Source organism: Arthrobacter sp. B6 (assembly GCF_001663775.1).
GTDB lineage: Bacteria > Actinomycetota > Actinomycetes > Actinomycetales > Micrococcaceae > Arthrobacter.
The window spans coordinates 750804-775186 of record NZ_KV467169.1 but is presented as its reverse complement, the minus strand read 5'-3'; the positions used below and the strand labels follow the sequence as shown (position 1 = coordinate 775186).

The 24383-nt window shown below is 64.8% G+C and carries 27 protein-coding genes and 1 riboswitch; of the genes, 13 read left to right on the top strand and 14 right to left on the bottom strand.

The window, feature by feature from the left end; translation table 11 throughout:
* Window positions 1–80 precede the first annotated feature (80 nt).
* Window positions 81–968 carry a glutamate ABC transporter substrate-binding protein gene (locus AU175_RS18205; RefSeq protein ID WP_066292936.1) on the bottom strand — a complete coding sequence of 296 codons (888 nt, stop codon included), beginning with the start codon at window positions 966–968 and terminating at the stop codon, window positions 81–83.
* 74 nt (window positions 969–1042) lie between these two features.
* Window positions 1043–1798, bottom strand: coding sequence for an amino acid ABC transporter ATP-binding protein (locus tag AU175_RS18200; protein ID WP_066292935.1), 756 nt, complete (start codon window positions 1796–1798; stop codon window positions 1043–1045).
* 116 nt (window positions 1799–1914) lie between these two features.
* Between AU175_RS18200 and AU175_RS18195 the strand changes: the two genes are divergently transcribed.
* From AU175_RS18195 to AU175_RS18180, 4 genes are all read left to right on the top strand, one after another.
* Window positions 1915–2697, top strand: a complete 783-nt coding sequence (locus AU175_RS18195) for a TIGR00730 family Rossman fold protein (RefSeq protein ID WP_066292933.1) — start codon at window positions 1915–1917, stop codon at window positions 2695–2697.
* A gap of 32 nt (window positions 2698–2729) precedes the next feature.
* Complete coding sequence (locus tag AU175_RS18190; RefSeq protein ID WP_066292932.1) at window positions 2730–3161, top strand: DivIVA domain-containing protein; 432 nt, start codon at window positions 2730–2732, stop codon at window positions 3159–3161.
* Between the two features lie 38 nt (window positions 3162–3199).
* A complete protein-coding gene (locus tag AU175_RS18185) occupies window positions 3200–4405 on the top strand; it encodes a hypothetical protein (protein ID WP_066294450.1) in 1206 nt (401 codons plus the stop codon).
* 234 nt (window positions 4406–4639) lie between these two features.
* Window positions 4640–4807 carry a DUF3117 domain-containing protein gene (locus AU175_RS18180; protein WP_009357720.1) on the top strand — a complete coding sequence of 56 codons (168 nt, stop codon included), beginning with the start codon at window positions 4640–4642 and terminating at the stop codon, window positions 4805–4807.
* Between the two features lie 94 nt (window positions 4808–4901).
* On the opposite strand, the gene AU175_RS18175 is transcribed toward AU175_RS18180, so the two are convergent.
* Entirely contained in the window at window positions 4902–5534 is a 633-nt protein-coding gene (locus AU175_RS18175; RefSeq protein ID WP_066292931.1) for an O-methyltransferase, read from the bottom strand.
* A 231-nt stretch (window positions 5535–5765) separates the two neighbouring features.
* Here AU175_RS18175 and sigE point away from each other — a divergent pair, with 231 nt between their 5' ends.
* The 3 genes from sigE (at window position 5766) to AU175_RS18160 (ending at window position 7720) form a co-directional block, all read left to right on the top strand.
* Window positions 5766–6383, top strand: a complete 618-nt coding sequence (gene sigE, locus AU175_RS18170) for an RNA polymerase sigma factor SigE (protein WP_066292930.1) — start codon at window positions 5766–5768, stop codon at window positions 6381–6383.
* Between the two features lie 8 nt (window positions 6384–6391).
* Window positions 6392–7240, top strand: coding sequence for a hypothetical protein (locus AU175_RS18165; protein ID WP_066292928.1), 849 nt, complete (start codon window positions 6392–6394; stop codon window positions 7238–7240).
* 69 nt (window positions 7241–7309) lie between these two features.
* A complete protein-coding gene (locus AU175_RS18160; RefSeq protein ID WP_066292926.1) occupies window positions 7310–7720 on the top strand; it encodes a preprotein translocase subunit TatA in 411 nt (136 codons plus the stop codon).
* A 56-nt stretch (window positions 7721–7776) separates the two neighbouring features.
* Here AU175_RS18160 and AU175_RS18155 read toward each other — a convergent pair whose 3' ends face one another.
* Genes AU175_RS18155 through AU175_RS18145 form a run of 3 tightly spaced genes read right to left on the bottom strand, consistent with a single transcriptional unit; the run spans window position 7777 to window position 10931 of the window.
* Window positions 7777–8904, bottom strand: a complete 1128-nt coding sequence (locus AU175_RS18155) for an Mrp/NBP35 family ATP-binding protein (protein ID WP_066292923.1) — start codon at window positions 8902–8904, stop codon at window positions 7777–7779.
* 7 nt (window positions 8905–8911) lie between these two features.
* The gene (locus AU175_RS18150) at window positions 8912–9664 is read right to left on the bottom strand and encodes a DUF1003 domain-containing protein (protein WP_066292921.1); all 753 of its coding nucleotides are present in this window, start codon (window positions 9662–9664) and stop codon (window positions 8912–8914) included.
* The gene (locus tag AU175_RS18145) at window positions 9648–10931 is read right to left on the bottom strand and encodes a magnesium transporter MgtE N-terminal domain-containing protein (protein WP_066292919.1); all 1284 of its coding nucleotides are present in this window, start codon (window positions 10929–10931) and stop codon (window positions 9648–9650) included. Before AU175_RS18145 ends, AU175_RS18150 begins: the two co-directional genes overlap by 17 nt.
* Before the next feature lie 77 nt (window positions 10932–11008).
* On the opposite strand from AU175_RS18145, the gene AU175_RS18140 reads away from it, so the two are divergent.
* Window positions 11009–11923, top strand: a complete 915-nt coding sequence (locus AU175_RS18140) for a general stress protein (protein ID WP_066292916.1) — start codon at window positions 11009–11011, stop codon at window positions 11921–11923.
* Between the two features lie 90 nt (window positions 11924–12013).
* On the opposite strand, the gene AU175_RS18135 is transcribed toward AU175_RS18140, so the two are convergent.
* Window positions 12014–13612, bottom strand: a complete 1599-nt coding sequence (locus AU175_RS18135) for an aminopeptidase P family protein (RefSeq protein WP_066292913.1) — start codon at window positions 13610–13612, stop codon at window positions 12014–12016.
* Window positions 13613–13683: 71 nt separating this feature from the next.
* Here AU175_RS18135 and AU175_RS18130 point away from each other — a divergent pair, with 71 nt between their 5' ends.
* Window positions 13684–14532, top strand: coding sequence for a PHP domain-containing protein (locus tag AU175_RS18130; protein ID WP_066292910.1), 849 nt, complete (start codon window positions 13684–13686; stop codon window positions 14530–14532).
* Window positions 14533–14602: 70 nt separating this feature from the next.
* Here the strand turns inward: AU175_RS18130 and AU175_RS18125 are convergent, their stop codons facing one another.
* The 4 genes from AU175_RS18125 to thiE form a co-directional block, all read right to left on the bottom strand.
* Window positions 14603–15475 (bottom strand): DNA-methyltransferase, encoded by an 873-nt coding sequence (locus tag AU175_RS18125; protein ID WP_066292908.1) that lies wholly within the window; start codon window positions 15473–15475, stop codon window positions 14603–14605.
* An 8-nt stretch (window positions 15476–15483) separates the two neighbouring features.
* Window positions 15484–17181: a DEAD/DEAH box helicase gene (locus AU175_RS18120; RefSeq protein ID WP_066292906.1), complete on the bottom strand. Its 1698-nt coding sequence runs from the start codon at window positions 17179–17181 to the stop codon at window positions 15484–15486.
* Between the two features lie 289 nt (window positions 17182–17470).
* Window positions 17471–18967 carry an RNB domain-containing ribonuclease gene (locus AU175_RS18115; RefSeq protein ID WP_066292903.1) on the bottom strand — a complete coding sequence of 499 codons (1497 nt, stop codon included), beginning with the start codon at window positions 18965–18967 and terminating at the stop codon, window positions 17471–17473.
* 64 nt (window positions 18968–19031) lie between these two features.
* Window positions 19032–19781 (bottom strand): thiamine phosphate synthase, encoded by a 750-nt coding sequence (gene thiE / locus AU175_RS18110; RefSeq protein ID WP_066292898.1) that lies wholly within the window; start codon window positions 19779–19781, stop codon window positions 19032–19034.
* Window positions 19782–19808: 27 nt separating this feature from the next.
* Window positions 19809–19928, top strand: a riboswitch (TPP riboswitch).
* Between thiE and thiO the strand changes: the two genes are divergently transcribed.
* The 4 genes from thiO (at window position 19919) to AU175_RS18090 (ending at window position 23003) form a co-directional block, all read left to right on the top strand.
* Entirely contained in the window at window positions 19919–21232 is a 1314-nt protein-coding gene (thiO, locus tag AU175_RS18105; RefSeq protein ID WP_066292895.1) for a glycine oxidase ThiO, read from the top strand. (Overlaps the previous riboswitch by 10 nt.)
* Window positions 21229–21465: a sulfur carrier protein ThiS gene (gene thiS, locus AU175_RS18100; protein ID WP_066292892.1), complete on the top strand. Its 237-nt coding sequence runs from the start codon at window positions 21229–21231 to the stop codon at window positions 21463–21465. Before thiO ends, thiS begins: the two co-directional genes overlap by 4 nt.
* 3 nt (window positions 21466–21468) lie before the next feature.
* Entirely contained in the window at window positions 21469–22281 is an 813-nt protein-coding gene (locus tag AU175_RS18095; protein ID WP_066292890.1) for a thiazole synthase, read from the top strand.
* Between the two features lie 56 nt (window positions 22282–22337).
* Window positions 22338–23003 carry a 4a-hydroxytetrahydrobiopterin dehydratase gene (locus AU175_RS18090; protein WP_066292887.1) on the top strand — a complete coding sequence of 222 codons (666 nt, stop codon included), beginning with the start codon at window positions 22338–22340 and terminating at the stop codon, window positions 23001–23003.
* Window positions 23004–23009: 6 nt separating this feature from the next.
* Here AU175_RS18090 and AU175_RS18085 read toward each other — a convergent pair whose 3' ends face one another.
* From AU175_RS18085 to AU175_RS18075, 3 genes are read right to left on the bottom strand one after another with little or no spacing between them, the layout of a single operon-like run.
* The gene (locus AU175_RS18085) at window positions 23010–23312 is read right to left on the bottom strand and encodes a hypothetical protein (protein ID WP_066292885.1); all 303 of its coding nucleotides are present in this window, start codon (window positions 23310–23312) and stop codon (window positions 23010–23012) included.
* A 59-nt stretch (window positions 23313–23371) separates the two neighbouring features.
* A complete protein-coding gene (locus AU175_RS18080) occupies window positions 23372–23596 on the bottom strand; it encodes a DUF3107 domain-containing protein (protein WP_066292882.1) in 225 nt (74 codons plus the stop codon).
* Window positions 23597–23645: 49 nt separating this feature from the next.
* Window positions 23646–24311 carry a TetR/AcrR family transcriptional regulator gene (locus tag AU175_RS18075; protein ID WP_066292879.1) on the bottom strand — a complete coding sequence of 222 codons (666 nt, stop codon included), beginning with the start codon at window positions 24309–24311 and terminating at the stop codon, window positions 23646–23648.
* Window positions 24312–24383: the final 72 nt, after the last annotated feature.

The window sequence follows — 24383 nt, the reverse complement described above, 5'->3', positions numbered from 1 at the left end:
TGTGTCGTGGACGGAGCGAAGATGGCAGCGGCGGTCGCCGGAGCCGCAGCGAGCGGACTCCGGCAACCGCCGGCGTTACTTTAGTAGCGATCGAGCTCAGGGAGCTCCGGAACAGTCTTGATGACGGTGCCGGCGGTTGCTTCCCAGGCCTTCTGGTAAGACCCGTTCTCTTCGAACTTTTCGAGCTGGTCGTTGATCCAGTTGCGGAACTCGGTGTCATCCTTCTTCAGGCCGATGCCGTAGGGCTCCTTCGTGAAGGTTTCGTCGGAGGCCAGCTTGAAGGCGTCCGGCTCCTTGTCCACAAAGCCGGCAAGGATGACGTTGTCGGTGGTGATGGCTTCAACCTGCTTGTTGCGCAGCGGTTCCAGGCACGCCGAGTAAGTAGCAGCCGGGACCAGCTCTGCGCCGTACTTGTCCACGATCGTGGCAGCAGGAGTTGAGCCCGTCACGGAGCAAACCTTCTTGCCCCTTACGTCCTCGGGCGTCTTGATGGAGTCGTTGTCCTTGTTAACCATCAGCGCCTGGCCGGCCTCGTAGTACGGGCCTGCGAAGCTGACAACTTCCTTGCGCCTGTCATTGATGGTGTACGTGGCGATCACAAGGTCAACGCGGCCCTGCTCAATGAAGGGTTCGCGGTTGGCCGAAACGGTCTCGGACCATTCGATCTTGTCCGCCGGGATACCGAGCTCGGCGGCGATCAGCTTGCCGATTTCGACGTCGAACCCGACGGGCTTTCCATCCAGGCCCACCTGGCCGAAGAGTGGCTGGTCGTACTTGGTGCCGATTTTGATGGTGCCGGCGGAGGCCAGCTTCTCCATGGTGGTGCCAGCAGCGAACGTCGGCGTCTCGGCAACGGTGGGATCGCCGGTGGTGCCAGGGGTGGTGCCGCCACATGCGCTCAGGGACAGCGCCAGGGCAGCGGTGGCCGCCACGAAGAACGACTTCCGCCGGGTCATAAATGCCTTCATGACATTCCTTTCATTGGTCGGCCGTGGGTTACGGCCTGAGTGCGAACTGGTGTGTGTGCGTTCGTAGGTGTGATTCAGTGGGTGAGGAGCTTGGACAGGAAGTCCTTTGCGCGGTCGCTCTGGGGGTTGGTAAAGAATTCCTCCGGCTTGGCGTCCTCCACGATCTGGCCGTCTGCCATGAAGACCACACGGTCTGCAGCCTTGCGGGCAAAGCCCATTTCGTGAGTCACCACGATCATGGTCATTCCCTCTTTAGCCAGTTGGATCATGACATCCAGGACCTCGTTGATCATCTCGGGGTCGAGGGCCGAGGTGGGCTCGTCAAAGAGCATGACCTTCGGTTTCATGGCCAGGGCGCGGGCGATGGCCACACGCTGTTGCTGACCGCCGGAGAGCTGGGCAGGAAGCTTGGGAGCCTGATGCCCTACACCCACACGCTCCAGCAGCGCCATGGCTTCCTTGTCTGCCTGGGCCTTGGGAACACCCTTGACCTTGATGGGGCCGAGGGTCACGTTCTCGAGGATTGTCTTGTGGGCAAACAGATTGAAGGACTGAAAGACCATTCCGACGTCGGCGCGCAGACGGGCGAGTTCCTTCCCTTCCTCAGGCAACACCTTCCCATCGATGCTGATCGTGCCGCCCTCGATGGTTTCCAGGCGGTTGATGGCACGGCATAGTGTCGACTTGCCGGAGCCTGACGGCCCGATGACAACAACTACCTCGCCCTTGCGGACATTGAGGTTGATGTCCTTGAGAACGTGAAGCTGACCATAATGCTTATTCACACCATTCAGGGAGACGAGCGCATCGCCGGGCACATGAGTAGTCATAGGAAGAATCTAGCGAACAAAGACCTCTTATGACGGGAATCACGCCAAGTTCGTGCGGATCGTGATTCAAGAGATACCTGCCGCCTGTGCGTTCGCCATGGCGTTAGCCTTGGGGGATGAGCATCAACGCAGATCCGGCCAAAACTTCCCAGCCGCGCCGTAAGGGGCCCCTTGAACTCCGTCGCAAACAGGCGGCCGTGGAAATGTCTGACCAGCATTTGCTTGACACAAAAGGCGCCGGGCAGTTCGTCCATACCGATCCGTGGCGGGTGCTGAGGATTCAGAGTGAGTTCGTTGAAGGGTTCGGCGCATTGGCCGACCTGGGCCCGGCGGTCAGCGTCTTCGGCTCCGCCCGGACCAAGCCCGGGAGCCCGTACTATGACATGGGCGTGGAAGTGGGCCGGAAACTGGCGGAGGCCGGCGTTGCTGTGATCACGGGCGGCGGCCCCGGATCCATGGAAGCAGCCAACCGCGGAACCGTTGAGGGAAACGGTGTATCTGTGGGTTTGGGCATTGAACTTCCCTTTGAACAGGGCCTCAACCAGTGGGTGGATCTTGGCATTAACTTCCGGTACTTCTTCGCGCGGAAGACGATGTTCGTGAAGTATGCCCAAGGCTTCATTGTCCTTCCCGGCGGGCTTGGCACGCTGGACGAATTGTTTGAAGCGATGGTGCTGGTCCAGACGCGTAAAGTCACGTCGTTCCCCATCGTCCTGCTTGGTGTTGATTTCTGGGGCCCAATGATCGAATGGATCAAAGGCACACTGGTGGCCGAGGGCATGGTTTCCGAAAAGGACCTGGACCTGATCCAGGTGGTTGATGATCCTGCCGACGCTGTGCGTCGTGTGCTCAGCGGCACCGTGCCTGCCCCGTCCAACGGTGAGCAGCGGCCCGAATAGCGGGATGTCCCTGATCTGGCACGATTGATGCTGTGAGCTTCTTTCTGGTTTTCCTTGCCATCGTGCTGGTGGGCGCCGTCGTCTGGGCCGGTGCAGGCGGCCGGGCAGCCATGTTCCGGCGTGGCCGCCCGGGCGGCGCCCGGGAAGGTGGACTCCTCGAAAGCGGACTCCTTGACGGCGGCTTCGAGCAACCCGTTGCGAACCTCCCTCCGGTCCTGCTCCCGGCCGATGCGCTGCCGGCCGACGTCGACCGTGTCCGTTTCTCCCTTGGCCTGCGGGGTTACCGCATGGACCAGGTGGACCAGGTGCTTGATGATCTCCGCGACCAGCTCGCCGCCAAGCGCGAGGAAGTGGAACGGCTGAAGGCGCGGCTCCTTGAGGCGCAGCGCGTGGCTCAGGATCCTCCGGACCCGGAACAGGCACCGCCCGGCCCGGGCCGGAGCACGGCGGAGGACGGGGCTTGAGTACGGACACCGGAAGCAGGGCCGGCCTGGCCGGATCGATGAGCGTACTGGCAGCCCGGGTGGGCGATGCCGTGCGGCGCTGGCCGTGGTGGCTCCAGGTTTCAGCACTCTTTGTGGCGGCAAGGCTGATCAGTGCCTGCATTTTCATGGCCGCAGCACTGCATCAGGACACCAATCCCTGGTTCCCGGCCAAGCCGGACTACTGGAACTTCATCAACATCTGGGACGCTCGGTGGTACGGCGAGGTCATCAGCAACGGCTACCCGGCCGTCCTCCCGGTTGACGCTGCCGGCAAGGTCCAGGAAAACGCATGGGCGTTCTATCCGCTTTTCCCCTTTTTGGGTGGGTCCCTTTCAGCCCTGACCGGCATCGCCCCGGCAGCTGCCCTGGCGTTCATCGCCATGGTTTCAGGGCTGGGGGCGGCGCTGGTGATATACAGCCTGTTCCGCCACAGGGCGCCGCACGGCACGGCCATGTGGGCGGTCGCGTTCTTCGCGACGTTCCCCGTTTCCGGGATACTCCAGGTGCCCTACGCCGAGCCCCTGACCATCCTCCTCCTGGGGGCAGCGCTGCTCCTGGTCGTCCGGCGGCAGTATTACCTCGCAATGCCCGTGGCGCTGCTGATGTGCCTTTCCCGGCCGGTGGGGGTCCCGTTTGCCGCCATGATGGGGCTGCTGTTTGTCTACCGGCTGGTGCAACGCGGCCGCGGGCGGGGCCCTGGAGCCCACAGCCCGGGGGAGCTCGGCGGCCTGGCAGGACTTGCAGCCCTGAGCGGAGCTGCTGCGCTGATCTGGCCGGCCGCAGCCTGGGCCACTACCGGTGATATCGAGGCGTACACCAAGACGGAGACGGTGTGGCGGGGGCACGACCTTGTGCCGTTCAAGCCGTGGTTCGACACCGGCATCCATCTCTTTGGCCCCGTACTGGGGGTACTGGCTCCATTTGTCTTTGCCGGGCTGTTCGCCCTGATGCTGTTCAGTCCTCCCGTGGTGAAGCTCGGGGTTGAATTGCGCTTGTGGTGCGCCTGTTACATGGCATACCTGCTCGTGTTCCTGCATCCCCAGACCAGTACCTTCAGGATGCTTCTCCCGCTGTTCCCGCTGGCTCTCGGTGCCGCGATGTTGTCCCGCTCCAGGGCCTACCGCGGGACAGTCGTCGTGATGTTCATCCTTCTGCAGATCGTCTGGATCGTCTGGCTGTGGGCCTGGGCGCAACTGCCTGGCGGAGGGGACTATCCGCCGTGATTACCGGCGCTGCCGGGCAGCGAAGCGCAGGAATGCGACGCGGCCGGAAATGTCCATCGATTAGCTACGTGCGGGTAATTACGGGATAATAGTAAGTAAGCAAGGACAAAAGCATTCAGAATATGTTCAGCCATGGTGGCACCGGCACGTGCCGCCATTGCGGCTTGATTGACCATGCGGACACAGCCCGTCCGGGCTGGTAAGTCCTGGGACTAAATGGAGGGGAAATTCCTCATGGCGGCTATGAAACCACGCACCGGCGACGGCCCTATGGAAGTCACCAAAGAGGGCCGCAGCCTTATCATGCGTGTGCCGCTCGAAGGCGGCGGACGGCTTGTTGTTGAACTCAACGCTGCGGAAGCGGCAAACCTGAAGGAATGCCTCGTAGGAGTTACCGAATAATCTCGCTGGGCCAGGGTCCGCGGCCTGGGGCTGCGGGCCCTGACCCATTTTTGGCGCTAAGTTGTGCCGATCCCGGGTTTTCCGAACGCAGGTCCTATTTCTTGACTGCGACCAGCAGTCCGTCACCCGTGGGAAGCATGGTGGAGGACAGCCGATCGTCGTCACGGATGGTTTTGCCCACCTGGCGCAGCACAACGGTGGTGGCGTCCCGGTTCGCGGGGTTGGCTACCCGGTCTTTGTCCAAAGCGTCATTCACGATCAGCAGTCCACGGGACTTCAGCAGGCGGATGGCCTGTTCCACGTAGCCCGGCAAGCCCGGCTTGTCGGCGTCGATGAAGACGAGGTCATAAGCGGCGTCGGTCAGCCGCGGCAGGACGTCACCGGCGCGTCCGGAGATAGTGCGTGTCCGGTTCGCGGGGCTGCCTGCTTCGGAAAACGCCTCCCGGGCTGCTTTCAGGTGTTCAACATCCACATCGATCGTGGTCAGCACAGACTGTGGTCCCAGGCCGCGCAGGAGGCAGACGCCGGAAACGCCGGCGCCAGTCCCAATTTCGACGGCGGTCTGCGCCTTGGAGGACGCTGCCAGCACTGTCAGCACAGCCCCAACGCCTCGCCCGATCGGGGTGACTCCGAGCTCAAAGGAGCGTTCGCGTGCACGAAGCATGACTTCATCCTCTGCGGGCAGATCTTCTGCATAGGACCAGCTCGTGGACTTGTCGGCGCTCATGGGTGATTTCGCTTTCTGGGCGGCAGGGGAGTGTTGAATACAGCCTACTGTGTCCGGGGGGACCACCGACGGATGCAGGGTGTTGCGCCTTTGGCAGAAGTGGCCGGCCAATCAGGAAATTCCCAGCCAACTTTGAAATGATAGAGATCCGCTCATCCATACGGTGATCGGCGCCGAACCAGAGATGTCAGCAGTATCCGGGCGTTAGCTTATCCACGAGGGGAGTGGGCGATGTCAGCATCAGTTGTGGCACCTGTCCCTGCATCACAAGATTCCGCAGTCGAATGGATCATGCCCACTTGGGAAGAAGTGGTTGCAAACCATTCCGCGAAAGTCTACCGGCTGGCCTACCGCCTCACCGGAAACAAATTCGACGCCGAGGACCTGACCCAGGAGGTCTTTGTCCGGGTCTTTAGGTCATTGGAGAACTTCAAGCCTGGAACGTTGGATGGCTGGCTCCACCGCATCACCACCAACCTCTTCCTGGACCAGGCGCGGCGAAAGAGCCGGATCCGTTTTGACGCGCTGGCGGAGGACGCCGAGTCCCGGATCCCGGGCCGTGAACCAGGCCCGGAGCAGAGCTTCGAACTGAACAACCTCGACCTTGATGTGCAGGCCGCACTGGAGGAACTTCCGCCGGACTTCCGCGCGGCAGTAGTCCTCTGCGACCTCGAGGGCTTGTCGTACGACGAGGTGGCAGCGGCGCTCGGCGTCAAGCTGGGCACCGTGCGTTCGCGCATCCACCGCGGGCGGACCATGCTGCGGGAGAAATTGGCGCACCGGGATCCCCGACCCCAGCACTCACGCAAGCCGAAGCTTTCGATGCCACGCATCGCCAGCATTCTCTGATCGGCCCCATGACTTCCGATAACCCGCTATTCCGCAGGCATCACCGGACCGACAGCCATCTCAGGGCCTGCCCCGAGTGCGCGTCGGCGGTGCACCGAGAGCGCCAGTACCTGGAGCGGCTCCGTGAAGCGGCCATCCCGCCTGCCAGCCAGGACCTCACTGCCCGACTGCTGCAGCAGACCCACGTGCTGGCCATGGCCCCCTGCGAGCCGTCACGAAGCCCACATCGTGGTGCAAAGATCTTCGCCCTGGCAGCCGGTGGAACGGCGGCAGCTGCCGGCGTCCTCGCAGCAAGCGCGTTCGCTTTGGCCGGTGACCCGCTGCCGATGGCGGCGAATACCGTAGCGGGCAGTTTCGTGCAGCAGCCCACGCAAGTGCCTGCTGACGGCCGCGAACTGAGCGCCGAGCAGCTGGCAGGACTGCGCACGGAAGGCTGGGTGTGTCCTGAACTGGAGTCCATGGGCTTCCATGTCCTCTCAGCCAGGGCAATTATGCGGGACGGCCGCCCCGCCGTCGAGATGAAGCTGTCCGACGGCCAGTACTATGCCAATGTCCTCGAGCAGCACGGCGAAGGCACGGCCAACGCAGACGGTGGCCTGTCGATCAGGAGCTCAGCCCCCTGGACTGCCGTCTTCGAAACCGCCGAAAGCACGCTCACCTACGAATCCGACCTGCCGGCAGACCGGGCGGACGACGCCCTTCCTGTCCTGCAGCGGCTCAGCGCCCTCGCTGCCACCGGTGTCAGTGCGGGCATTGCACCGAAGCAGCCGGCGGCACTCAACGGCATAGCCGCGGAACCGTTTGGTGAACGGTTGCAGCGGGGCCTGCACAGAATTGTCCAGATTCTGACGCCTTAAGCCTGGCTGTTCCTGCCGCCTGAGAGCGGGAATCGTCAGCACGGCCCCGGAGAGGGTAATCTTCCTAAAGTGTTTGGAATCAACGGCCCGGAGTTCTTCCTTCTCCTGATCATCGGCATTTTGGTGATCGGTCCCAAGCGGCTGCCCGAATACACCCAGAAACTTGCGAACCTGGTCAAGGAAGTCCGCCGCATGGCCTCCGGTGCCCGCGAACAGATCAAGGAGGAGGTGGGGATCGACATCGACGACGTCGACTGGAAGAAATACGATCCACGCCAATACGATCCCCGGCGGATCATCAAGGAAGCGCTCCTCGACGACGATCCCAAACCGGTCAGCGCCGGGGCACCAGCGGTGGCAGCCGTGGCCGGCACCGCAGCAGTTGCCGCCACTGCCACCACAACTTCCTCCCGCCCGGCGCGGATTGTCCAGCAGCTTCCAGCCGGCGAAGCGGCGCCTTTCGACACCGAAGCCACGTAGGGAACTGCCCACGCAGCGAACTGCGGCCGGCGTTGGCGGGCCGCAACCTCAGGCGGTTAACGCGGCTGCAGCCCCAGCTTCATCCCGGTCAGCCCCCGCGGCCTTGCCGCCAGCTTGCCGGCAATTTCAGCAAGTGCCGCAGCCGCCGGCGTGTCCGGCTGCGCCAGTACGATCGGCGAACCGGCGTCGCCGCCCTCCCGCAGGAGGATGTCCAGCGGAATCTGGCCCAGCAGCGGCACGTCCGAACCCACTGTCGCCGTCAGCCGCTCGGCGAGCACCGCCCCTCCGCCACTTCCGAACAGGTCCATCCTGCCGCCGTCGGGCATTTCCAGGTACGACATATTCTCGATCACGCCAGCCAGGGACTGCCCGGTCTGGGTGGCGATGGCGCCGGCGCGCTCGGCGACGTCGGCCGCGGCAGCCTGTGGCGTGGTGACCACCAGGATTTCCGCCTTCGGCAGCAGCTGGGCTACTGAGATGGCGATGTCGCCCGTTCCCGGCGGCAGGTCAAGGAAGAGCGCATCCAGGTCACCGAAGTAGACGTCGGTGAGAAACTGCTCCAGCGCACGGTGGAGCATCGGACCGCGCCACGCAACCGGCTGATTCGCCGTGACAAACATCCCTATGGAGATGACTTTGACTCCGTACGCCACCGGGGGCAGGATCATATCGTCCACCCGCGTGGGAGCCTGGGTGATGCCCATCAGCGCCGGAACCGAGAAGCCGTACACGTCTGCATCGACGATCCCTACCCGGAGCCCCTGGGCTGCCAGGGCACAGGCCAGATTGACGGTAACGGATGACTTTCCCACGCCACCCTTTCCGCTGGCCACGGCGAAAACCTTGGTCAGCGAACCGGGATCGTTGAAGGGGATGCCGCGCTGGCCTCCGGCGCCGCGCAGCTGTTCCTTCAGGGCGTCGCGCTGGGCCTGGTTCATGACTTTCAGTTCAACGTCGACGGCGGTGACGCCGGGAACCGAGGACAGCGCCTTTTCCGCGTCGGACGTAATGGTGTCCCGCAGGGGACAACCGGCAATGGTGAGCAGGACCGCCAGGCGGACAAGGCCGTCGTCGGAGATTTCCACCGAATCCACCATGCCAAGCTCCGTGATGGGGCGGCGGAGTTCAGGGTCGATGACGGTAGCCAAGGCAGCATTTACCGCGCGTTGGAGGGTTTCAGTCATGCAGGCGTTACTCGGCTTCCGGGGTTGTATGGGTTTCGGGGGATGGCGGTTGCGGCGGCACGTTGGTTTGCCGGGCGGCGTGGCTGGGCTTGACCCGGGGGATTTGCTGGGTGCGGGGGTTCCGCTGCCGGTCCCGTTTCTCCTTCAGCTTCTCCTTGACCTTGTCACGTGGTGTTTCGTGGCTGCCGGCCCCTGAGGGATCGTGCGTCCGCAGTTCCTCCTGGGCCTCAAGCATGTCCTCCAGCAACGAACGCAGCTCGGTGCGGACGTAGTCGCGCGTGGCCACCTCGCGGAGCGCGATCCGCAGCGAGGCGAGCTCACGGGTCAGATATTCGGTATCGGACAGATTGCGTTCCGCGCGCTGGCGGTCCTGTTGCAGCGAGACGCGGTCGCGGTCATCCTGTCGGTTCTGGGCCAGCAGCAGCAGCGGGGCAGCATAGGACGCCTGAAGCGACAGCATGAGGGTCAGCAAGGTGTAGCCGAGGGCGCGGGAGTCGAATTGCCACTCCAGCGGTGCCCACGTGTTCCAGACCAGCCAGATGACGACAAAGACAGTCATGTAGACCAGGAACTGGGGCGTGCCCATGAAACGCGCGAAACCCTCGGTGGCATGGCCAAATGCATCCGGATCCGGGGAGAACTTGGGCAGGATCCGCTGTCGCCCGCTCAGGGGCGTGTCGAGGCTTCCTTTGGAGGCAGCCTTGCCCGTGCCGCGCTGGCCGGGATTCTTTGGAGCACTGTTGTCAGCCAATGCGGCCACCGAGCCTTCTTATCGGGGCTTCGCCATCATGGGCGCGCCAATCATCCGGTAACAGATGATCCAAAACGTCATCAACAGTCACCGCCCCCACAAGCCGGCCGTCGTCGTTGACCACGGGCAGGGAGTTCAGGTTGTAGGTTGCCAGGGTCCTGGCCACTTCGCTGATATGGGCCTGGTCCGACAAAGGCTCCAGGTTCTTGTCCACCAGGTTGCCCAGGGGCTCATAGGGCGGGAAGCGCAGGAGCTGCTGGATGTGCACGACGCCCAGGAAACGGCCAGTGGGTGTCTCGAGCGGGGGCCTGGCGATGAAGATGGACGACGCAAGGGCGGGCGAGAGTTCCTCGCGCCGGACATGGGCCAGGGCTTCGGCAACTGTTGCCTCGGGGGGCAGGATCACGGGCACCGGCGTCATCAGGCCGCCGGCGGTGTCCTCGTCGTATTCGAGCAAGCGCCGGACGTCTTCGGCGCCCTCAGGCTCCATGAGCTGCAGCAGTTCTTCGGCCTGGGCGGTGGGCAGTTCACCGAGGAGGTCGGCGGCGTCGTCCGGGTCCATCTCTTCGAGGACGTCCGCGGCGCGCTGGAGGTCCAGGGCCGAGAGGATTTCCACCTGGTCATCTTCCGGGAGCTCCTGCAGGACGTCGGCAAGCCGTTCATCCTGGAGTTCGCTGGCCACCTCGAAGCGGCGCTTGTCGCTCATTTCCTGCAGTGCCTCGGCGAAGTCCGCGGGCTTCAGGTCCTCATGGTTGGCAACGAACTGCGTTGCGGCCTGCGGCTCGGTGCGGGCCCCCTGCAGGGCGTCGGCCCAGTCAATGATCATGGTCTCGTTGCGGCGCAGTCGGCTGAGCGGCGAGAGGGAATGGCCCCGGCGGACAAACAGCTTGCTGACAAACCAGTCCCCGGAACGGTGCTGGTCCATGGCGATGTCCTCGATGGTTGCATCGCCGCTGCCATCCCGGAGCGTCACCCGGCGGTCAAACATTTCCGCCACCACCAGTGTCTCGGCGCCGCGCTGCTCGAAGCGACGGAGGTTGACCAGGCCGGTGCAGATGATCTGGGTCTGGTCGATCGAGGTGATGCGGGTCATCGGCACAAATACGCGTTTCTTTCCCGGAACCTCGACGACGATACCCACCACGTGGGGGGCACCCCGGCTGCCGCGTGAGAGCACCACAACATCGCGCAACCGGCCCAGACGGTCGCCCAGCGGGTCGAAGACGTCAAGACCCAGAAGGCGCGCCACGAAGACGCGCGAAAGATTTGTGCTCACGTCTACAGGCTACCGAGTCTGCTCTCTTTTAGCTGAATTTACAGGCGGCACACATGCTGATAGGCAAGAATGGAGTTATGTCAAACATTTTTGGTGCTCCCAAGGCCGGCGGGCCCAACGGCGTGGACGAGTCCCGCACCGTCCCCACTGGTGACACCGTCGGTTCCTACACGTCGTATCTGGATGCCCAGAAGGCTGTGGACTACCTCGCTGACCAGCAGTTCCCGGTCCAGATGGTGTCCATCGTGGGCAACGAGCTCAAGATGGTGGAGCGCGTGACGGGACGACTCAGCTACCCCCGAGTTGCATTGTCGGGGGCGCTCAGCGGCATGTGGTTCGGTCTGTTTGTCGGAGTGATGCTGTCCTTCTTCGCACCCGCCGCGGGATACTTCTCCATCCTGACATCCGTTCTGATGGGTGCCGCTTTCTTTATGCTGTTCGGCATCGTTACCTACGCCATGCAGCGCGGAAAGCGTGACTTCACCTCCACCAGCCAGGTGGTGGCCACCAGCTACGACGTCGTGGTCTCACCTGAGGCAGCCTTCGAAGCCCGGCGCCTGCTCCAGCAGTTGCCGATGACGCGGTCTGACGCGGCGGCAGGCCCGCGGCCCCATACGCAGGGCGACTACTACAACCAGCCTTACCAGCAGCCAGGCCAGCAGCAAGGGCAGGCTCCGGTGAGGCCGGCCAGCTGGAACGATCCGTACGGACAGCAAGGCCCAGGCACGCAGGGCGCCCCGGCGTCGGCGGCACAGCCCGGCCAGCCGGCTGACGGCCAGGCACAGCCTGCTCCGGCTCCTGTTGCAGCGGTCCGTTATCCTGACCTGCCGGACGGACGGCCCCAGTACGGCGTGCGCGTCAGCAACCCTGCGCCCGCCCCCACCGGCAACAGTGCAGCACCCGGAAACGAACGCCAGGGTGCCGGGCAGCCTGCACGCCAGCCGGAAACAGCGCCCGAGCGGGACCGGGACGGGGACCAGGCGGGCTCCTAGCCAATACGCCCCAACCCTGCCGGGTTAAGCGCGAACGGACACTTAAGCCCCGGGGCTCAAGTGTCCGTTCGCGCCTAACCCGGCCCGCGTCTACGCGGTGGCCTGCTGGCTGCCTTCGCCGTTGGCTTCCCGGTAGATGCCCGCCATCCACGACTCGACGTCGCCGGCTTTTCGGGGCAGCGCTGCGCTGAGGTTAATGGGACCGTCGGCCGTCATCAGGACGTCGTCCTCGATCCTGACGCCAATGCCGCGGTATTCCTCGGGGATGCCCAGGTCCTCGTTCTTGAAATAGAGGCCCGGTTCGATGGTGAAGACCATGCCCTCCGTGAGGATGCCGTCGAGGTACAGCTCCCGCTTGGCCTGGGCGCAGTCGTGCACGTCCAGGCCAAGGTGGTGGCTGGTGCCGTGCGGCATCCAGCGACGGTGCTGCTGCCCTTCGGGGCTGACCGCTTCCTCCACGCTGACGGGGAGCAGGCCCCACTCCGCGAGGCGTTCGGCGAGCACCGTGGTGGCGGCGGTGTGGATGTCCCGGAACTTGGTTCCGGGCCGGGCGGCGGCGAATCCTGCGTCGGCGGCGTCGAGGACCGCGTCGTAGACCTTGCGCTGGATGTCGGTGAACCTGCCGTTGGCCGGCAACGTGCGGGTGACATCGGCCGTGTAGAGGGAGTCGGCCTCCACACCGGCGTCGAGGAGCAGCAGCTCTCCGGCGCTGATGCTTCCGGTGTTGCGGGTCCAGTGCAGCACGGTGGCGTTGTTTCCGGAGGCGGCGATGGTGTCGTAACCGAGTTCGTTGCCGATCTCGCGGGCACGAGCAAAGAAGGCGCCCTCCACAACCCGCTCACCACGTGCATGGGTCAGGGCGCGCGGAAGGGACTTGACCACCTCGACAAAACCTTCGACCGTCGCGGCCACGGCGGTCTTCATCTGTTCGATCTCCCACTCATCCTTCAGGAGGCGGAGTTCGGACAGGGCCTCGGAGAGTTTTTCATCCAGCGCGTCCAGGACCGCGAGGTCCAGGTTGTCCGGATCCTTGGCCGTGTTGTAGCGTGCCGTGTCCACCAGGGCGTCAATGTTCTCATCCACCTTGCGGACGAGGCGGATGGAGATGCCGCCGATCTCGGGGGCTCCCACGTTCTTGGTGACGGCTGTTTCGAGTCCATCGATGTGAGCGGTGGGCAGGCCGAGGCGGGCTTCAAACTCCGCGAGGGTGGGGCGGGCACCGATCCAGAACTCGCCGGACCGTGAGTCGGCGTAGAACTGTTCCGTGTCCCGGCCGGCCAGCGGACGGAAGTACAGGGTTGCGCGGTGGTGGCCGCCGTCGTCGCCCTTTCCTTCGCCAACGGGTTCCAGGATGAGTACGGCGTCCGGCTCATGGTCCAGGCCCAGACCGGTGAGGTGTGCGAAGGCGGAGTGCGGACGGAAGCGGTAGTCGCAGTCGTTGGAGCGGACCTTCAGCGGCCCTGCAGGAATGACCAGGCGTTCGCCTTTGAACTGGTCGGAGATGGCCTTACGCCGGGTCGCGGCGTAACTGGCCACGGCGTCGCGCGCCGGCAGTTCCTGGCTGGCAGGTGCCCAGTTGCTGGCCATAAAGGCCTTGAAGGCATCGGAACTGGGCCGCTGCGAGCGGTTGTTGACACGCTCTTCGAAGGGCTGGGAAGCAGAGTTCAGGGTGTTTTCGGCATCGTTCACGGCACCATCGTCTCACCAGCACTGAGACTACGGCGAATACCAGGGCGAACGCCGTCAACTAGGCTGTGCAGGTGAGGATTGACCTGCATGCCCACTCCAACGTTTCCGACGGCACGGAAACCCCCGCCGATGTGATGGCTTCCGCTGCCCGGGCGGGACTGGATGTCGTGGCGTTGACCGATCACGACTCCACGGACGGCTGGGCTGAGGCGTCGCTGGCCGCCGTCCAATCCGGGTTGTCGCTCGTTCCGGGCATGGAGGTCTCCTGCCGCACGGACCAGGGAATCAGCGTGCACCTTCTGAGCTACCTGCACGACCCGGAGCATCCGGGGCTGCTGGAGGAGATCACGAAGGCCAAAGACGCCCGCCTCACCCGGGCCGAGCGCATGGTTACACTGCTCGCGGAGGACTACCCGCTAACGTGGGACGACGTGATCCACCAGGTGGCGCCGGGCGCAACGCTGGGCCGCCCGCACATCGCGGATGCGCTGGTGGCGGCGGGCGTCGTGGCTGACCGCTCGGAGGCGTTCACATCCATCCTGACGTCCCGTTCACGCTACTTTGTCCAGCACTACGCGCCCGACCCGGCCTCCGCCGTCGAGCTGGTCCGTGCCGCCGGCGGAGTGCCGGTCTTTGCGCACCCGGTGGCCTCGGCACGCGGACGGATCGTGGGGGAGCGGACCTACCGGGAGATGATCGACGCCGGCCTGGCCGGCCTGGAGGTCGATCACCGGGACAATCCCGAGGAGGGCCGGGAGTTCCTCCGCGGTCTCGCGGCGAAGCACGGATTGCTGATTACGGGGTCTTCCGACTACCACGGCACGGGCAAGCCCAACCTGTTCGGGGAGAACCTGACGGCCCCGGAAGTGCTGGCGCGGATCGAGGAGCTGGGCACGGGAACCGCCATCGTCCGCCCCTGAGCAAGGCGCCTCTCCCAACTAGGTAGCAGCACATGTCGTTTTGAAGGCTCAAAACGACATCTGCTGCTACCTAGGTGGGCGGGAAGGAGGTGAAAGTCGCGCGCGCACCCAGACGCTTGGCCATCACGTCGATGGCCGGCCGGTTCTGGTCCACGCACACGAACTTCCGGTCCAGCTTGGCCGCCACGGCGCCGAGGGTTCCCGATCCGGCGAAGAAGTCCAGGCACCAGTCCCCGGGCCGGCTTGAAGCGGCCACCACGCGGCGGACGAGCCCCTCGGGCTTCTGCGTGGGGTAGCCGGTCTTTTCCTTGCCCGTGGGCGAGACAATCGTGTGCCACCAGACGTCGGTGGGCAGCTTGCCGAGCTCACGCTTGGCAGGAGTTACCAGGCCGGGGGCCATGTACGGCTCCCGGTCAACCTCGGCGCTGTCGAAATGGTACTTCGCCGGGTTCTTCACATACACGAGGATGTTGTCGTGTTTGGTGGGCCAACGGAACTTGGCCCTGGCCCCGTAGTCGTAGGCCCAGATAATCTCATTCAGGAAGCATTCCCGGCCGAAGATGGCGTCCAGCATCACCTTGGCGTAGTGCACCTCACGGTAGTCCAGGTGAAGGTACAGCGTGCCGTCGTCCGCCAGGAGCCGCCAGGCCTCCACCAGCCGGGGCTCCAGGAACGACCAGTAATCGCTGAAGGCGTCGTCGTACCGGTGCAGGGCGCCCTTGATGGTGTCGTAGGAGCGTCCTTTGAAGCCCACCCGGTCCCCGGAACCTTCAGCGTTGACAACCATCCGCGTTTCCTGGCGCCGCTGGGCCCGCCCGGTGTTGAACGGCGGGTCCACGTAAATGAGTGTGAAGGCGCCGTCCGGCAGCGAGGGGAGGAACTCCGCGTTATCCGCGTGTACCACCAGGTTGCTGCCGTCCGGCGCCCAGACAGATTCAGTCATTGAGGCTTTTAGGCCTCGGCGCTGCCCGGCTGTGCGCCGTTGTCGCCACCGGCCACCACTTCGCCGTTGCGGCGGCGGGTGCGGGTCCGGCTGCGGCGCGTGCGTGACTGGTCGCCGTCGGCCGGGGCCGAAGCCGCCGGTTCCGCGGCGGGACCTGTGCCGGCCGTCGCCGCGTCTGACGTACGACGGCGGCGCTCACCTGAGCGGCCGGCCGTTTCAGTGCCGCTGCGGCGGCTGGATGAGCGTGCGCGGTCACGGCTGCTGTCACGCCCGGCGTCGCGGCCGCTGTCCTTCGCATTGTCCCGTCCACTGCGCGAGTTCTTCTTGCCGGTCTCGCCCAGGTCCTCGAGGACTTCGGCGTCAACACCGGCGAGCGTCCGCTTGTTGCGGGGCAGGCGGCCCTTGGTCCCCTCCGGAATGTCCAGCTCTTCGAAGAGGTGCGGCGAGGAGGAGTATGTTTCAACGGGCTCGGGGACACTGAGGCCCAAAGCCTTGTTGATGAGGCCCCAGCGGGGCATGTCGTCCCAGTCCACAAACGTGACGGCCGTGCCCTTGTTGCCGGCGCGGCCGGTGCGGCCCACCCGGTGCAGGTAGATCTTTTCGTCCTCAACGCACTGGTAGTTGATGACGTGCGTGACGTCGTCGACGTCGATACCGCGGGCGGCGACGTCCGTTGCAACGAGGACGTCCACCTTGTTGTTGCGGAAGGCACGCAGTGCCTGCTCGCGGGCGCCCTGGCCCAGGTCACCGTGGATGGCGGCAGCCGCGAATCCGCGGTCCACCAGCTCCTCGGCCACCTTTGCGGCAGTCCGCTTGGTCTTCGTGAAGATGATGGTCCGGCCACGGCCGCGGGCCTGCAGGATGCGCGCCACAACCTCAATCTTGTCCATGCTGTGGGCACGGTAAATGAGCTGGCGGATGTCGCGCTTGGTGAGCCCTTCGTCTTCCGGATCAGCTGCCCGGATGTGGGTGGGCTGCGTCATGTAGCGACGGGCCATGGCGATGACAGGGCCGGGCATGGTGGCGGAGAACAGCAGCGTCTGGCGCACCGCGGGGGTACCTGCAATGAGGGTCTCGACGTCCGGCAGGAAGCCAAGGTCCAGCATTTCGTCGGCTTCGTCGAGGATGACGATCTTGACGTTCTTCAGGCTCAGGTGCTTCTGCTTGTAGAGGTCGATCAGGCGGCCGGGGGTGCCGACGACCACTTCGACGCCGTTCTGCAGGGCCTCCACCTGGGGCTCGTACGCGCGGCCGCCGTAGATGGTGGCGATGCGGGCATTGCGCTTGCGGGAGGCGGTCTGGAGGTCGTTGGCTACCTGCACGGCGAGCTCGCGGGTGGGCACGATCACGAGCGCCTGCGGGGCGCCCGGGACGGCAAGCTTGTCGAAGCCGGCGTCGTCCCGGCCCACAACGCGCTGCAGCGCGGGGATGCCGAAGCCCAACGTCTTGCCGGTACCGGTCTTGGCCTGTCCGATGATGTCGTGGCCTGAAAGGGCCACCGGCAGGGTCATGGCCTGGATGGGGAACGGGTGGGTGATCCCGGCGTCGGCCAGGGACTCCACGATATCGGCGCGGACGTTGAAGTCGGCGAAGGATTTCTCCTCGATCTCGTGCGGCTTTTCGTCCGAGATGATGGTCTCTTCCGGCTCGAGGACCTCAAGGCCGGAATCGTCAATCAGAAGCTGGTGCGTATGCAATTCACTCACAGGTGAGTTTCCTTATTCATTTGGGCATTGGCGCTGCCTGCTCAACGGGCCGGCCAACAAGGCCGTTCCGGAGCACGCTCGAAGCGCGCAAGCAAATCCAGTGGAAGCCGATCGCGGGCTATCTAATTGCTGGCACTGGTGACCAGCGGGCGTATCTCAAGATCGCGTAGGGGCGGGCTTGTTGAGTTCAAAATCAAGGAAATCAACGACCGGGCATCCATATCTACTCCTTCAGTCTACCGGCAAGCAGTCCTAAACCCGGCTTTGGGCCCTTTCGGCCGCCCCGCGGCTACTCCACCAGCTCGAAATGGACTTCCCGCGTGGCGATGTCCGAGGAGAGAAGCCGGACACGGACCTTGGTGCCGGATTCGAGGTCGCCCGCGCAGCGCGCCGTGACCGCGGGCTCCGCAATCTGGATGATGCCCGACGGTCCGTTCCCGTTCCTGCCGTTGCCGTTGGAGCCGTTGCCGCCCTTTCCGTTGCCGTTATCCTTCTGCGGCTTCGACCCCGAAATGACGATCGCGTCAAACTCCTGCCCCACATGGTTGACCAACAGGGCTGCCTCCACGGTGTCCAGGGCCAGCCGCTCCATCCGGGAAGCCAGCTGATCGGAACCGGCCATGATCATCGGCAGGGAGGGCAGCGCCTCGCGCGCCCACGCCGGAACTTCGCTGCCATTGCTGAGTGCCTCGCAGATCACCAGCACAAAGCGGTCAACCAGCCGCCGCAGCGGAGCGGTAGTGTGCGCATACGCCGCGCCGATCGCGGACTGGCGGGCGTCTTCAGGAATCTCACCATCGAACGCCGTGTAACTGGCCCCACGGAAGAGCATTCCGGCCGAGTGCAGGATGGCCAACTGCCGCGGGTCGGTAGGGTCAAGCGTCCGGAGGTATTCGCCATAGCCGGCTTCCCCGTCCCAGGGTTTGCCCAGTACCTCGGTCTGGAGCCGGAAGTGCCCCAAGGACCGTTCGTCAGGTGCAGGCATGGTTCGCAGGATGCCGACTTTGCCCTCAAGCATCAGCTTCGCCGCAGCCATTCCGGTCATCAGGGAGATCTGGGCGTTCCAGTCCTCCACCGGGAGTTGTGGAGCCGCGGCAATCCGGTAGCCGCCGTCGGGAAGCTGCACGATCTCCTGCTCGGGCATGTTCAGGCTCGCGCCGTCGCGTTCCCGTTCCAGCTCAACGCGCTTAAGGCCTACTTCCTTCAGGAGCTGCAACACCGGCGAGGCAGTTCCGGCATCGAGTTCCGCCTGGGCCCCCTTGTAGCTGAGCTTGGCCCGGCTGCGGACCCGGGCCCTTTGGACGGACACGGACGTGGCCCGGGCCGCCTGGTCCAGCTGGAAGTCCCACACAAAGGCAGAGCAAAGCTGGCCTGCCAGAAGGCTTCCGGCACCCTCGCTGATGACCTCCGGATGAAGCGGGATGCGGCCGTCTGGCGCGTAGAATGTCTGCCCCCGGCGGCGCGTCTCGGCGTCCAGAGGGCCGCCGGGCACCACGAAAGCGGGGACATCGGCGATGGCGTAGAGAACCCGGTAGCCGCTGCCGGCGCGCTCAATGAACAGGGCCTGGTCAAGATCGGTTGACGACTCCGGATCAATGGTGAGGAAGTCAACACCTGTCAGATCGGCCTCGGGGAGCTGCCGGGCGGCGACTGCGGCCTCAGCGTCACGGACGGCCTCTGCAGGATAGTCACCCGGCAATTCCAGCTCGGTCCGCAGCGCACTCAGTGCTTCCTCGAGCGCATTGGTGTGCTCGTGGACGTTTGGGGTCAGCCGATGATGTGACACGAAATTCAGCGTAGCCCGATTTCCGGTGATAGTGCACGCCATTGTGCCCCCCCGGTGCTGAGTGCTAGGAGCTGGCCGCGTCCAGGGCCTGCAGCAGCGCCGCGGCGGCTTCGGCGGGATCGGAGGCTTCGGTGATGGCCCGGACCACCACGACGCGGCTGGCGCCCGCTTCAACCACTTGCTCCACATTCCCCAGGTCAATGCCCCCGATGGCGAACCAGGGTACCGCCGCCACGCCGGGAACGGCGGCAGCCTGCTTGACCGCTCCCGCCGCATATTTGACGAGGTCAAGGCCGACGGCGGCCCGGCCGGGTTTGGTGGGCGTGGCCCAGACAGGACCGACGCAGAAATAGTCCAGTCCTGTGGGCGCTGCAGTCACTGCAGCGGACGCCCGGATGGCGTCGTCGATCTGTGCCGTGGTGTGGGTGGACAGCCCAATCGCTGCGTTTCCGTTCAACAGGGTGCGTGCTGCCTCCAAAGGCAGGTCCTTTTGGCCGACATGGAAGACCGGTGCGCCGGACAGCACCGCGACGTCGGCGCGGTCGTTGACGGCCCAGAGCCGTCCGTGGCGCTGTGCGGCCTCCTTCACAGCCGCAAGCAGGTCCAGCTCCTCGGCAGCCTCAATGGTCTTGTCACGGAGCTGGATGATGTCCACACCGCCGGTAAATGCCGCATCAACAAACCGGGCAAAGTCGCCGCGCTCCTTGCGTGCATCCGTGCACAGGTACAGCCGGGCACCGCTGAGGGCTGCAGGGCTGGGGGGCTGGAGTGCGCCGGTGGAAAGGGCACTGCTGTCAGAAAGGGCGGCGTTCATGGAAACCAGAGTAGTTCCTCTAAACTGGGCAGGTACTGCGGGAGCCTGCGGCAGCTGTCATAAAGCGCCGGGCTGAGAGGGCGTCAGAGCCGACCGCTTGACCTGATCCGGCTAATACCGGCGTAGGGAAGGAACCCATGATCCGGTCCTCCGGCAGTTTGTCCGCTGCCGCTCCAGCTGACCTCCATGCTGACGTCGCCGTTATCGGCGGTGGTGTGATTGGCCACGGCATAGCCTGGGAAGCCAGGCGCTCTGGCCGTTCGGCGGTGGTCATTGATGACGCACCGGGCTCCGGTGCGAGCTGGGCTGCGGCCGGCATGCTCGCCCCGGTGAGTGAATTGCACTACCAGGAGGAAGACCTCCTGGGGCTGATGCTTGAATCATCGGGGCTGTGGCCGGCGTTCGCGGCGGACCTGGCCCGGGACGCCCCCGGCGACGCCGGGTACCTTCCCACTCCCACGCTGGCGATTGGTGCCGACTCCGCCGACCGCCGTGCCCTGATGGACCTGCGTATAGTACAAATGGCACACGGGCTGGACGTTGAACCGCTGACGGTGAGGGAGGCGAGGAACCGCGAAGCCCTCCTCAGCCCCGCGATCTCCTGCGCCCTGGACATTCCCGCTGACCACCAGGTGGATCCGCGGAAGCTGGTGGCATGCCTGCGGGAAGCGCTGGCCGGCCACGGGGAAGGATCGGGATCCGGGGTGCCGGGCGCCCACGACGGATTCGCCGTTGCCGAACGTGCGTCGTCGCTGATCTGGAAGGACGGCGCTGTCACGGGTGCCAGGCTGGCCGGTGGGGGATCGGTCACCGCAGGGGAAACCGTCGTGGCGAACGGGCTTCACGCAGCAACTTTAGGCGGACTGCCCGAGGGCCTCCGGTTGCCGCTGCGTCCGGTGCACGGCGATATCCTCCGGCTGCGCGTCCCGGAGCATCTGCGCCCGCTGGTGACGGCCACCGTCCGCGGCCTGGTGCGGGGAGTCCCTGTCTACATCGTCCCCAGGCGCGACGGCACAGTGGTCATCGGTGCCACCCAACGCGAGGACGCATTGGCTTCCCCAAGCCTGGAGCAAAGCCGGGACGGCACAGGAGCGTCGGCAGCCGGAGTGTCAGCGGGCGGCGTCTACCAGCTGCTCCGGGACGCCCAGGTCCTGGTGCCGGCTGTCTCCGAGCTTGAGCTGCTCGAATGCACGGCGAGGGCGCGTCCTGCTACGCCGGACAATGCTCCGCTGCTGGGCCGCGTCCAGCTCCCGGAGAGCGAGGGACACGTGGCCGGCCTTATTGTTGCCACCGGATTCTTTCGCCACGGGGTGTTGCTCATGCCTGCAGCGGCAGCCATCTGCCGGGAGCTGATGGACGGACGCGGGGACCCGCGCTGGCTCCCGTTCGGCCCGGCCAGGTTCTCCGGGCAGCACACCGCCACATTTCAACCCACCAAGGAATCCGCATGAACATCACCCTTAACGGTCTTCAGCACGACGTGTCCGACGGTGCGTCGATCACCACCCTGGTCAGCCAGGTCACCGGCCGTTCCCTGGCCGCGAACGGTCAAGCGACGGACGGGCAGAAACTGGGTGTGGCCGTGGCGCACAACTCCGAAGTAGTACCCCGCAGCCAGTGGTACGTCACGGCGCTCGCCGAGGGTGACGACGTCGAGCTGGTCACAGCAGTCCAAGGAGGCTGAAGCATGGAAACACGCACCATCAACACCCTAAACCAGACCGGACACCAGGATCCCCTGCTGATCGACGGCGTCGAACTCGGATCGCGCCTGATCATGGGCACCGGCGGGGCTCCGAGCCTGGACGGGCTGGGTACGGCCCTTCTGGCATCTGGAACAGAGCTGACCACGGTGGCCATGCGGCGATACTCGCCGGCCGAAACCGGCTCCCTTTTCCAGCTCCTGGTGGACCACGGAATCCGGGTCCTGCCCAATACCGCAGGCTGCTTCACGGCGCGGGACGCCGTCATGACAGCCGAACTGGCCCGCGAAGCGCTCGAAACGGACTGGGTCAAGCTTGAGGTAATCGCCGACGAGCAGACTCTCCTCCCTGACGCCGTGGAGCTGGTTGACGCCACCGAACAGCTCGTGAACCGGGGCTTCAAAGTGTTTGCCTACACCAACGACGACCCCGTCCTGGCGCTGCGGCTCGAAAACCTCGGCGCGACGGCGGTGATGCCGCTGGGATCGCCCATTGGTACCGGGCTGGGCATCCTCAACCCGCATAACATCGAGCTCATCGTGTCCAGGGCGTCCGTTCCCGTCGTGCTGGACGCCGGCATCGGGACCGCCTCGGACGCTGCGCTCGCCATGGAACTGGGTTGCGACGCCGTCCTGCTGGCCACGGCGGTCACCCGTGCCCAGAACCCGGCGCTCATGGGAGAGGCCTTCAAACACGCTGTGATCGCCGGTAGGCTGGCGAAAGCGGCCGGGCGGATACCGCGCCGCGAGCACGCCCTGGCGTCGTCGGCCATGGAAGGCCGGGCAGAGTTCCTCTGACCCCCTGTTGACGACCCCCGGTGCCGTACTTCCAAGGACGACGCGAGGAGCCAGCGGTGGCCGGTCAGCAAGAGGCACTCACCAGGTCCGGCATCGAGGAGGCACTGGGCAGCCTCCCGGACTGGCGGTACCGCCTCGGTGGACTCGTGACTGTGTACAAAACGCCGACGGCGGCCGCCGCGCTGATGCTGATCGCCGCCGTCGGACGACTCGCCGAAGAACAAAACCACCACCCGGACCTCGACTGGCGGTACAACCGCGTGTTCCTGCGCTACACCTCCCATGACGCCGGCGGCGTGGTCACCTCACGGGACGTCACGGCGGCGGTTTCGGCGAGTTCCGCCGCAGCGGACGTCGGAGCAACTGCGGAGCCCGGCCTGCACCGGACCGTTGAAATAGGCATCGGCACCCCTGACGCCACTGAAATCGCAGAGGTGTGGCGCGTTGCCCTGGGATACAAACAAGGCCCCGGCACAGACCTGGTGGATCCCTACGGACGGGGCCCGTCCGTGCGGTTCCACGCGCCACCCAAACCCAACAGCAGCCGGATCCATCTGGACATCCATAGAAGCCTGGCTGAGTCTGCGGCCGTCCTCGAGAAGACCGGGGCTACCGGCGCTTTAATGAACCGTGACCACGCACCCGACTGGGTGGTGGTCACGGATTCACAAGGCAACAGGCTGCGCCTCTGCACGGAGGCAGAAAATCAGCCGCCGGGGTGAGCCTGGTCAGAGCTTGAGCGCCGCCGTCAGCCGGCGGGTGTCATAGCGCGACCTGGTGCGTCCTAGGTATACCGCAGCACCCAAGGCAGCTGCGGCCCCCAGCACCATGGGCAGGACCCAGGGAATCCAGGTCAGGCCCGGCAAGTAGCCAAAGCCGGCAGCCATGAAGATGATCCAGCTCAACGCGCCGACCGCGGTGGCAACTCCCGCGGGCAGCCCCATGCCGTACTTGGCATGCCGTTTGTCATTGGCCCAGACAATAAAGCCCGCGGCAACGGTCACCAGTACAACAATCGTCAGCGAAAGCATTGAATCTCCTCAAAAGGCAACGGATGTCCGCCCATGGCGTTCGGGTGGCCGGCGGCCCGCTAGAACTGGCCGAAGCCGACCTTGCGGGCCTCTTCTGCGCCGATTTCAACGTATCCCAGGGCATTTCCCGGAACGATGATGATGCGTCCCTTGTCATCTTTCAGCCGGAGCTCGGTGCCCTTGGTGATCGCTTCTTCAACGACCGTAGCCACGGAATCGGCATCCTGCGCCGATTCAAGTACGATTTCGCGGCCAATGTTCTGAATGCCGATCTTAATTTCCAAAAGGGGCCTCCCAGCCAATCAAAGTTTCTTGGGTTCTCTTATTTGTAGTCTAGGTCTCTTTGGGGAAGCGAGAGATTCCGCGCCAAGCTAAACGATAGATGAGGTCGCTGGCCACATCGAGGTCGAGATTTCCGTCCGTTTCCAGCCAGTACCGCGCGCTGACCTGGGCCATTCCTGCCAGGCCCCGCCCCAGGAGCTGTGCTTCCAGATGGGGCAGCTTGGTGTCTTCGGCAATAACCCGGGCGACGGCGTCGGCGAACGTTTTATTGAAGGTTTCCAGGCGGGAACTGACATCAGGATCGTTGATCAGGTCAGATTCGAATACCAGGCGGTGGGCCTGGTCGTCGCTGGCGATAAAGCGGTAGTACGCCCGCATCACGGCCTGGACGCGTTCTTTGTTGTCAATCGTGGAGCTGAGGGCGCCGAGCATGAGGTCGGTCAGGGAGCTCAAATGACTGTCCAGCAGGGCAAGGTACAGCTCGCGCTTCGAGGGAAAGTGTTGGTAAAGGACCGGCTTGCTCACATGGGCCGTTTCGGCGATCTCGTCCATCGCTGCGCCGTGGTAACCATTGGCGACAAAGACCTCCTGGGCCGCCGCGAGGAGCTGCGCCCGGCGTTCGTCCCGGGGAAGTCGGGCGGACCGCTGGCTTACGGTGCGTTGAGGTGAAGGCGGTTCGCCACCGGACGCCGGGTCAGCCCGTGCTTCATGGACCACAGTTGTCCTACTTTCCATTGCAGTTACCTCCACTTTACTGCGGGGTAATATGACCTCGCGGTATCTCGGGGC

Bases quoted from the DNA above. Each gene is read 5' to 3' on its own strand.
- AU175_RS18125 (WP_066292908.1), bottom strand. From the start codon at position 15,475: ATGACTGAATCTGTCTGGGCGCCGGACGGCAGCAACCTGGTGGTACAC.
- AU175_RS18155 (WP_066292923.1), bottom strand. From the start codon at position 8,904: ATGACTGAAACCCTCCAACGCGCGGTAAATGCTGCCTTGGCTACCGTC.
- AU175_RS18180 (WP_009357720.1), top strand. From the start codon at position 4,640: ATGGCGGCTATGAAACCACGCACCGGCGACGGCCCTATGGAAGTCACC.
- sigE (WP_066292930.1), top strand. From the start codon at position 5,766: ATGTCAGCATCAGTTGTGGCACCTGTCCCTGCATCACAAGATTCCGCA.
- AU175_RS18205 (WP_066292936.1), bottom strand. From the start codon at position 968: ATGAAGGCATTTATGACCCGGCGGAAGTCGTTCTTCGTGGCGGCCACC.
- thiS (WP_066292892.1), top strand. From the start codon at position 21,229: ATGAACATCACCCTTAACGGTCTTCAGCACGACGTGTCCGACGGTGCG.
- thiO (WP_066292895.1), top strand. From the start codon at position 19,919: ATGATCCGGTCCTCCGGCAGTTTGTCCGCTGCCGCTCCAGCTGACCTC.
- AU175_RS18200 (WP_066292935.1), bottom strand. From the start codon at position 1,798: ATGACTACTCATGTGCCCGGCGATGCGCTCGTCTCCCTGAATGGTGTG.
- AU175_RS18140 (WP_066292916.1), top strand. From the start codon at position 11,009: ATGTCAAACATTTTTGGTGCTCCCAAGGCCGGCGGGCCCAACGGCGTG.
- AU175_RS18085 (WP_066292885.1), bottom strand. From the start codon at position 23,312: ATGCTTTCGCTGACGATTGTTGTACTGGTGACCGTTGCCGCGGGCTTT.
- AU175_RS18185 (WP_066294450.1), top strand. From the start codon at position 3,200: ATGAGCGTACTGGCAGCCCGGGTGGGCGATGCCGTGCGGCGCTGGCCG.
- AU175_RS18165 (WP_066292928.1), top strand. From the start codon at position 6,392: ATGACTTCCGATAACCCGCTATTCCGCAGGCATCACCGGACCGACAGC.
- AU175_RS18195 (WP_066292933.1), top strand. From the start codon at position 1,915: ATGAGCATCAACGCAGATCCGGCCAAAACTTCCCAGCCGCGCCGTAAG.
- AU175_RS18095 (WP_066292890.1), top strand. From the start codon at position 21,469: ATGGAAACACGCACCATCAACACCCTAAACCAGACCGGACACCAGGAT.
- thiE (WP_066292898.1), bottom strand. From the start codon at position 19,781: ATGAACGCCGCCCTTTCTGACAGCAGTGCCCTTTCCACCGGCGCACTC.
- AU175_RS18175 (WP_066292931.1), bottom strand. From the start codon at position 5,534: ATGAGCGCCGACAAGTCCACGAGCTGGTCCTATGCAGAAGATCTGCCC.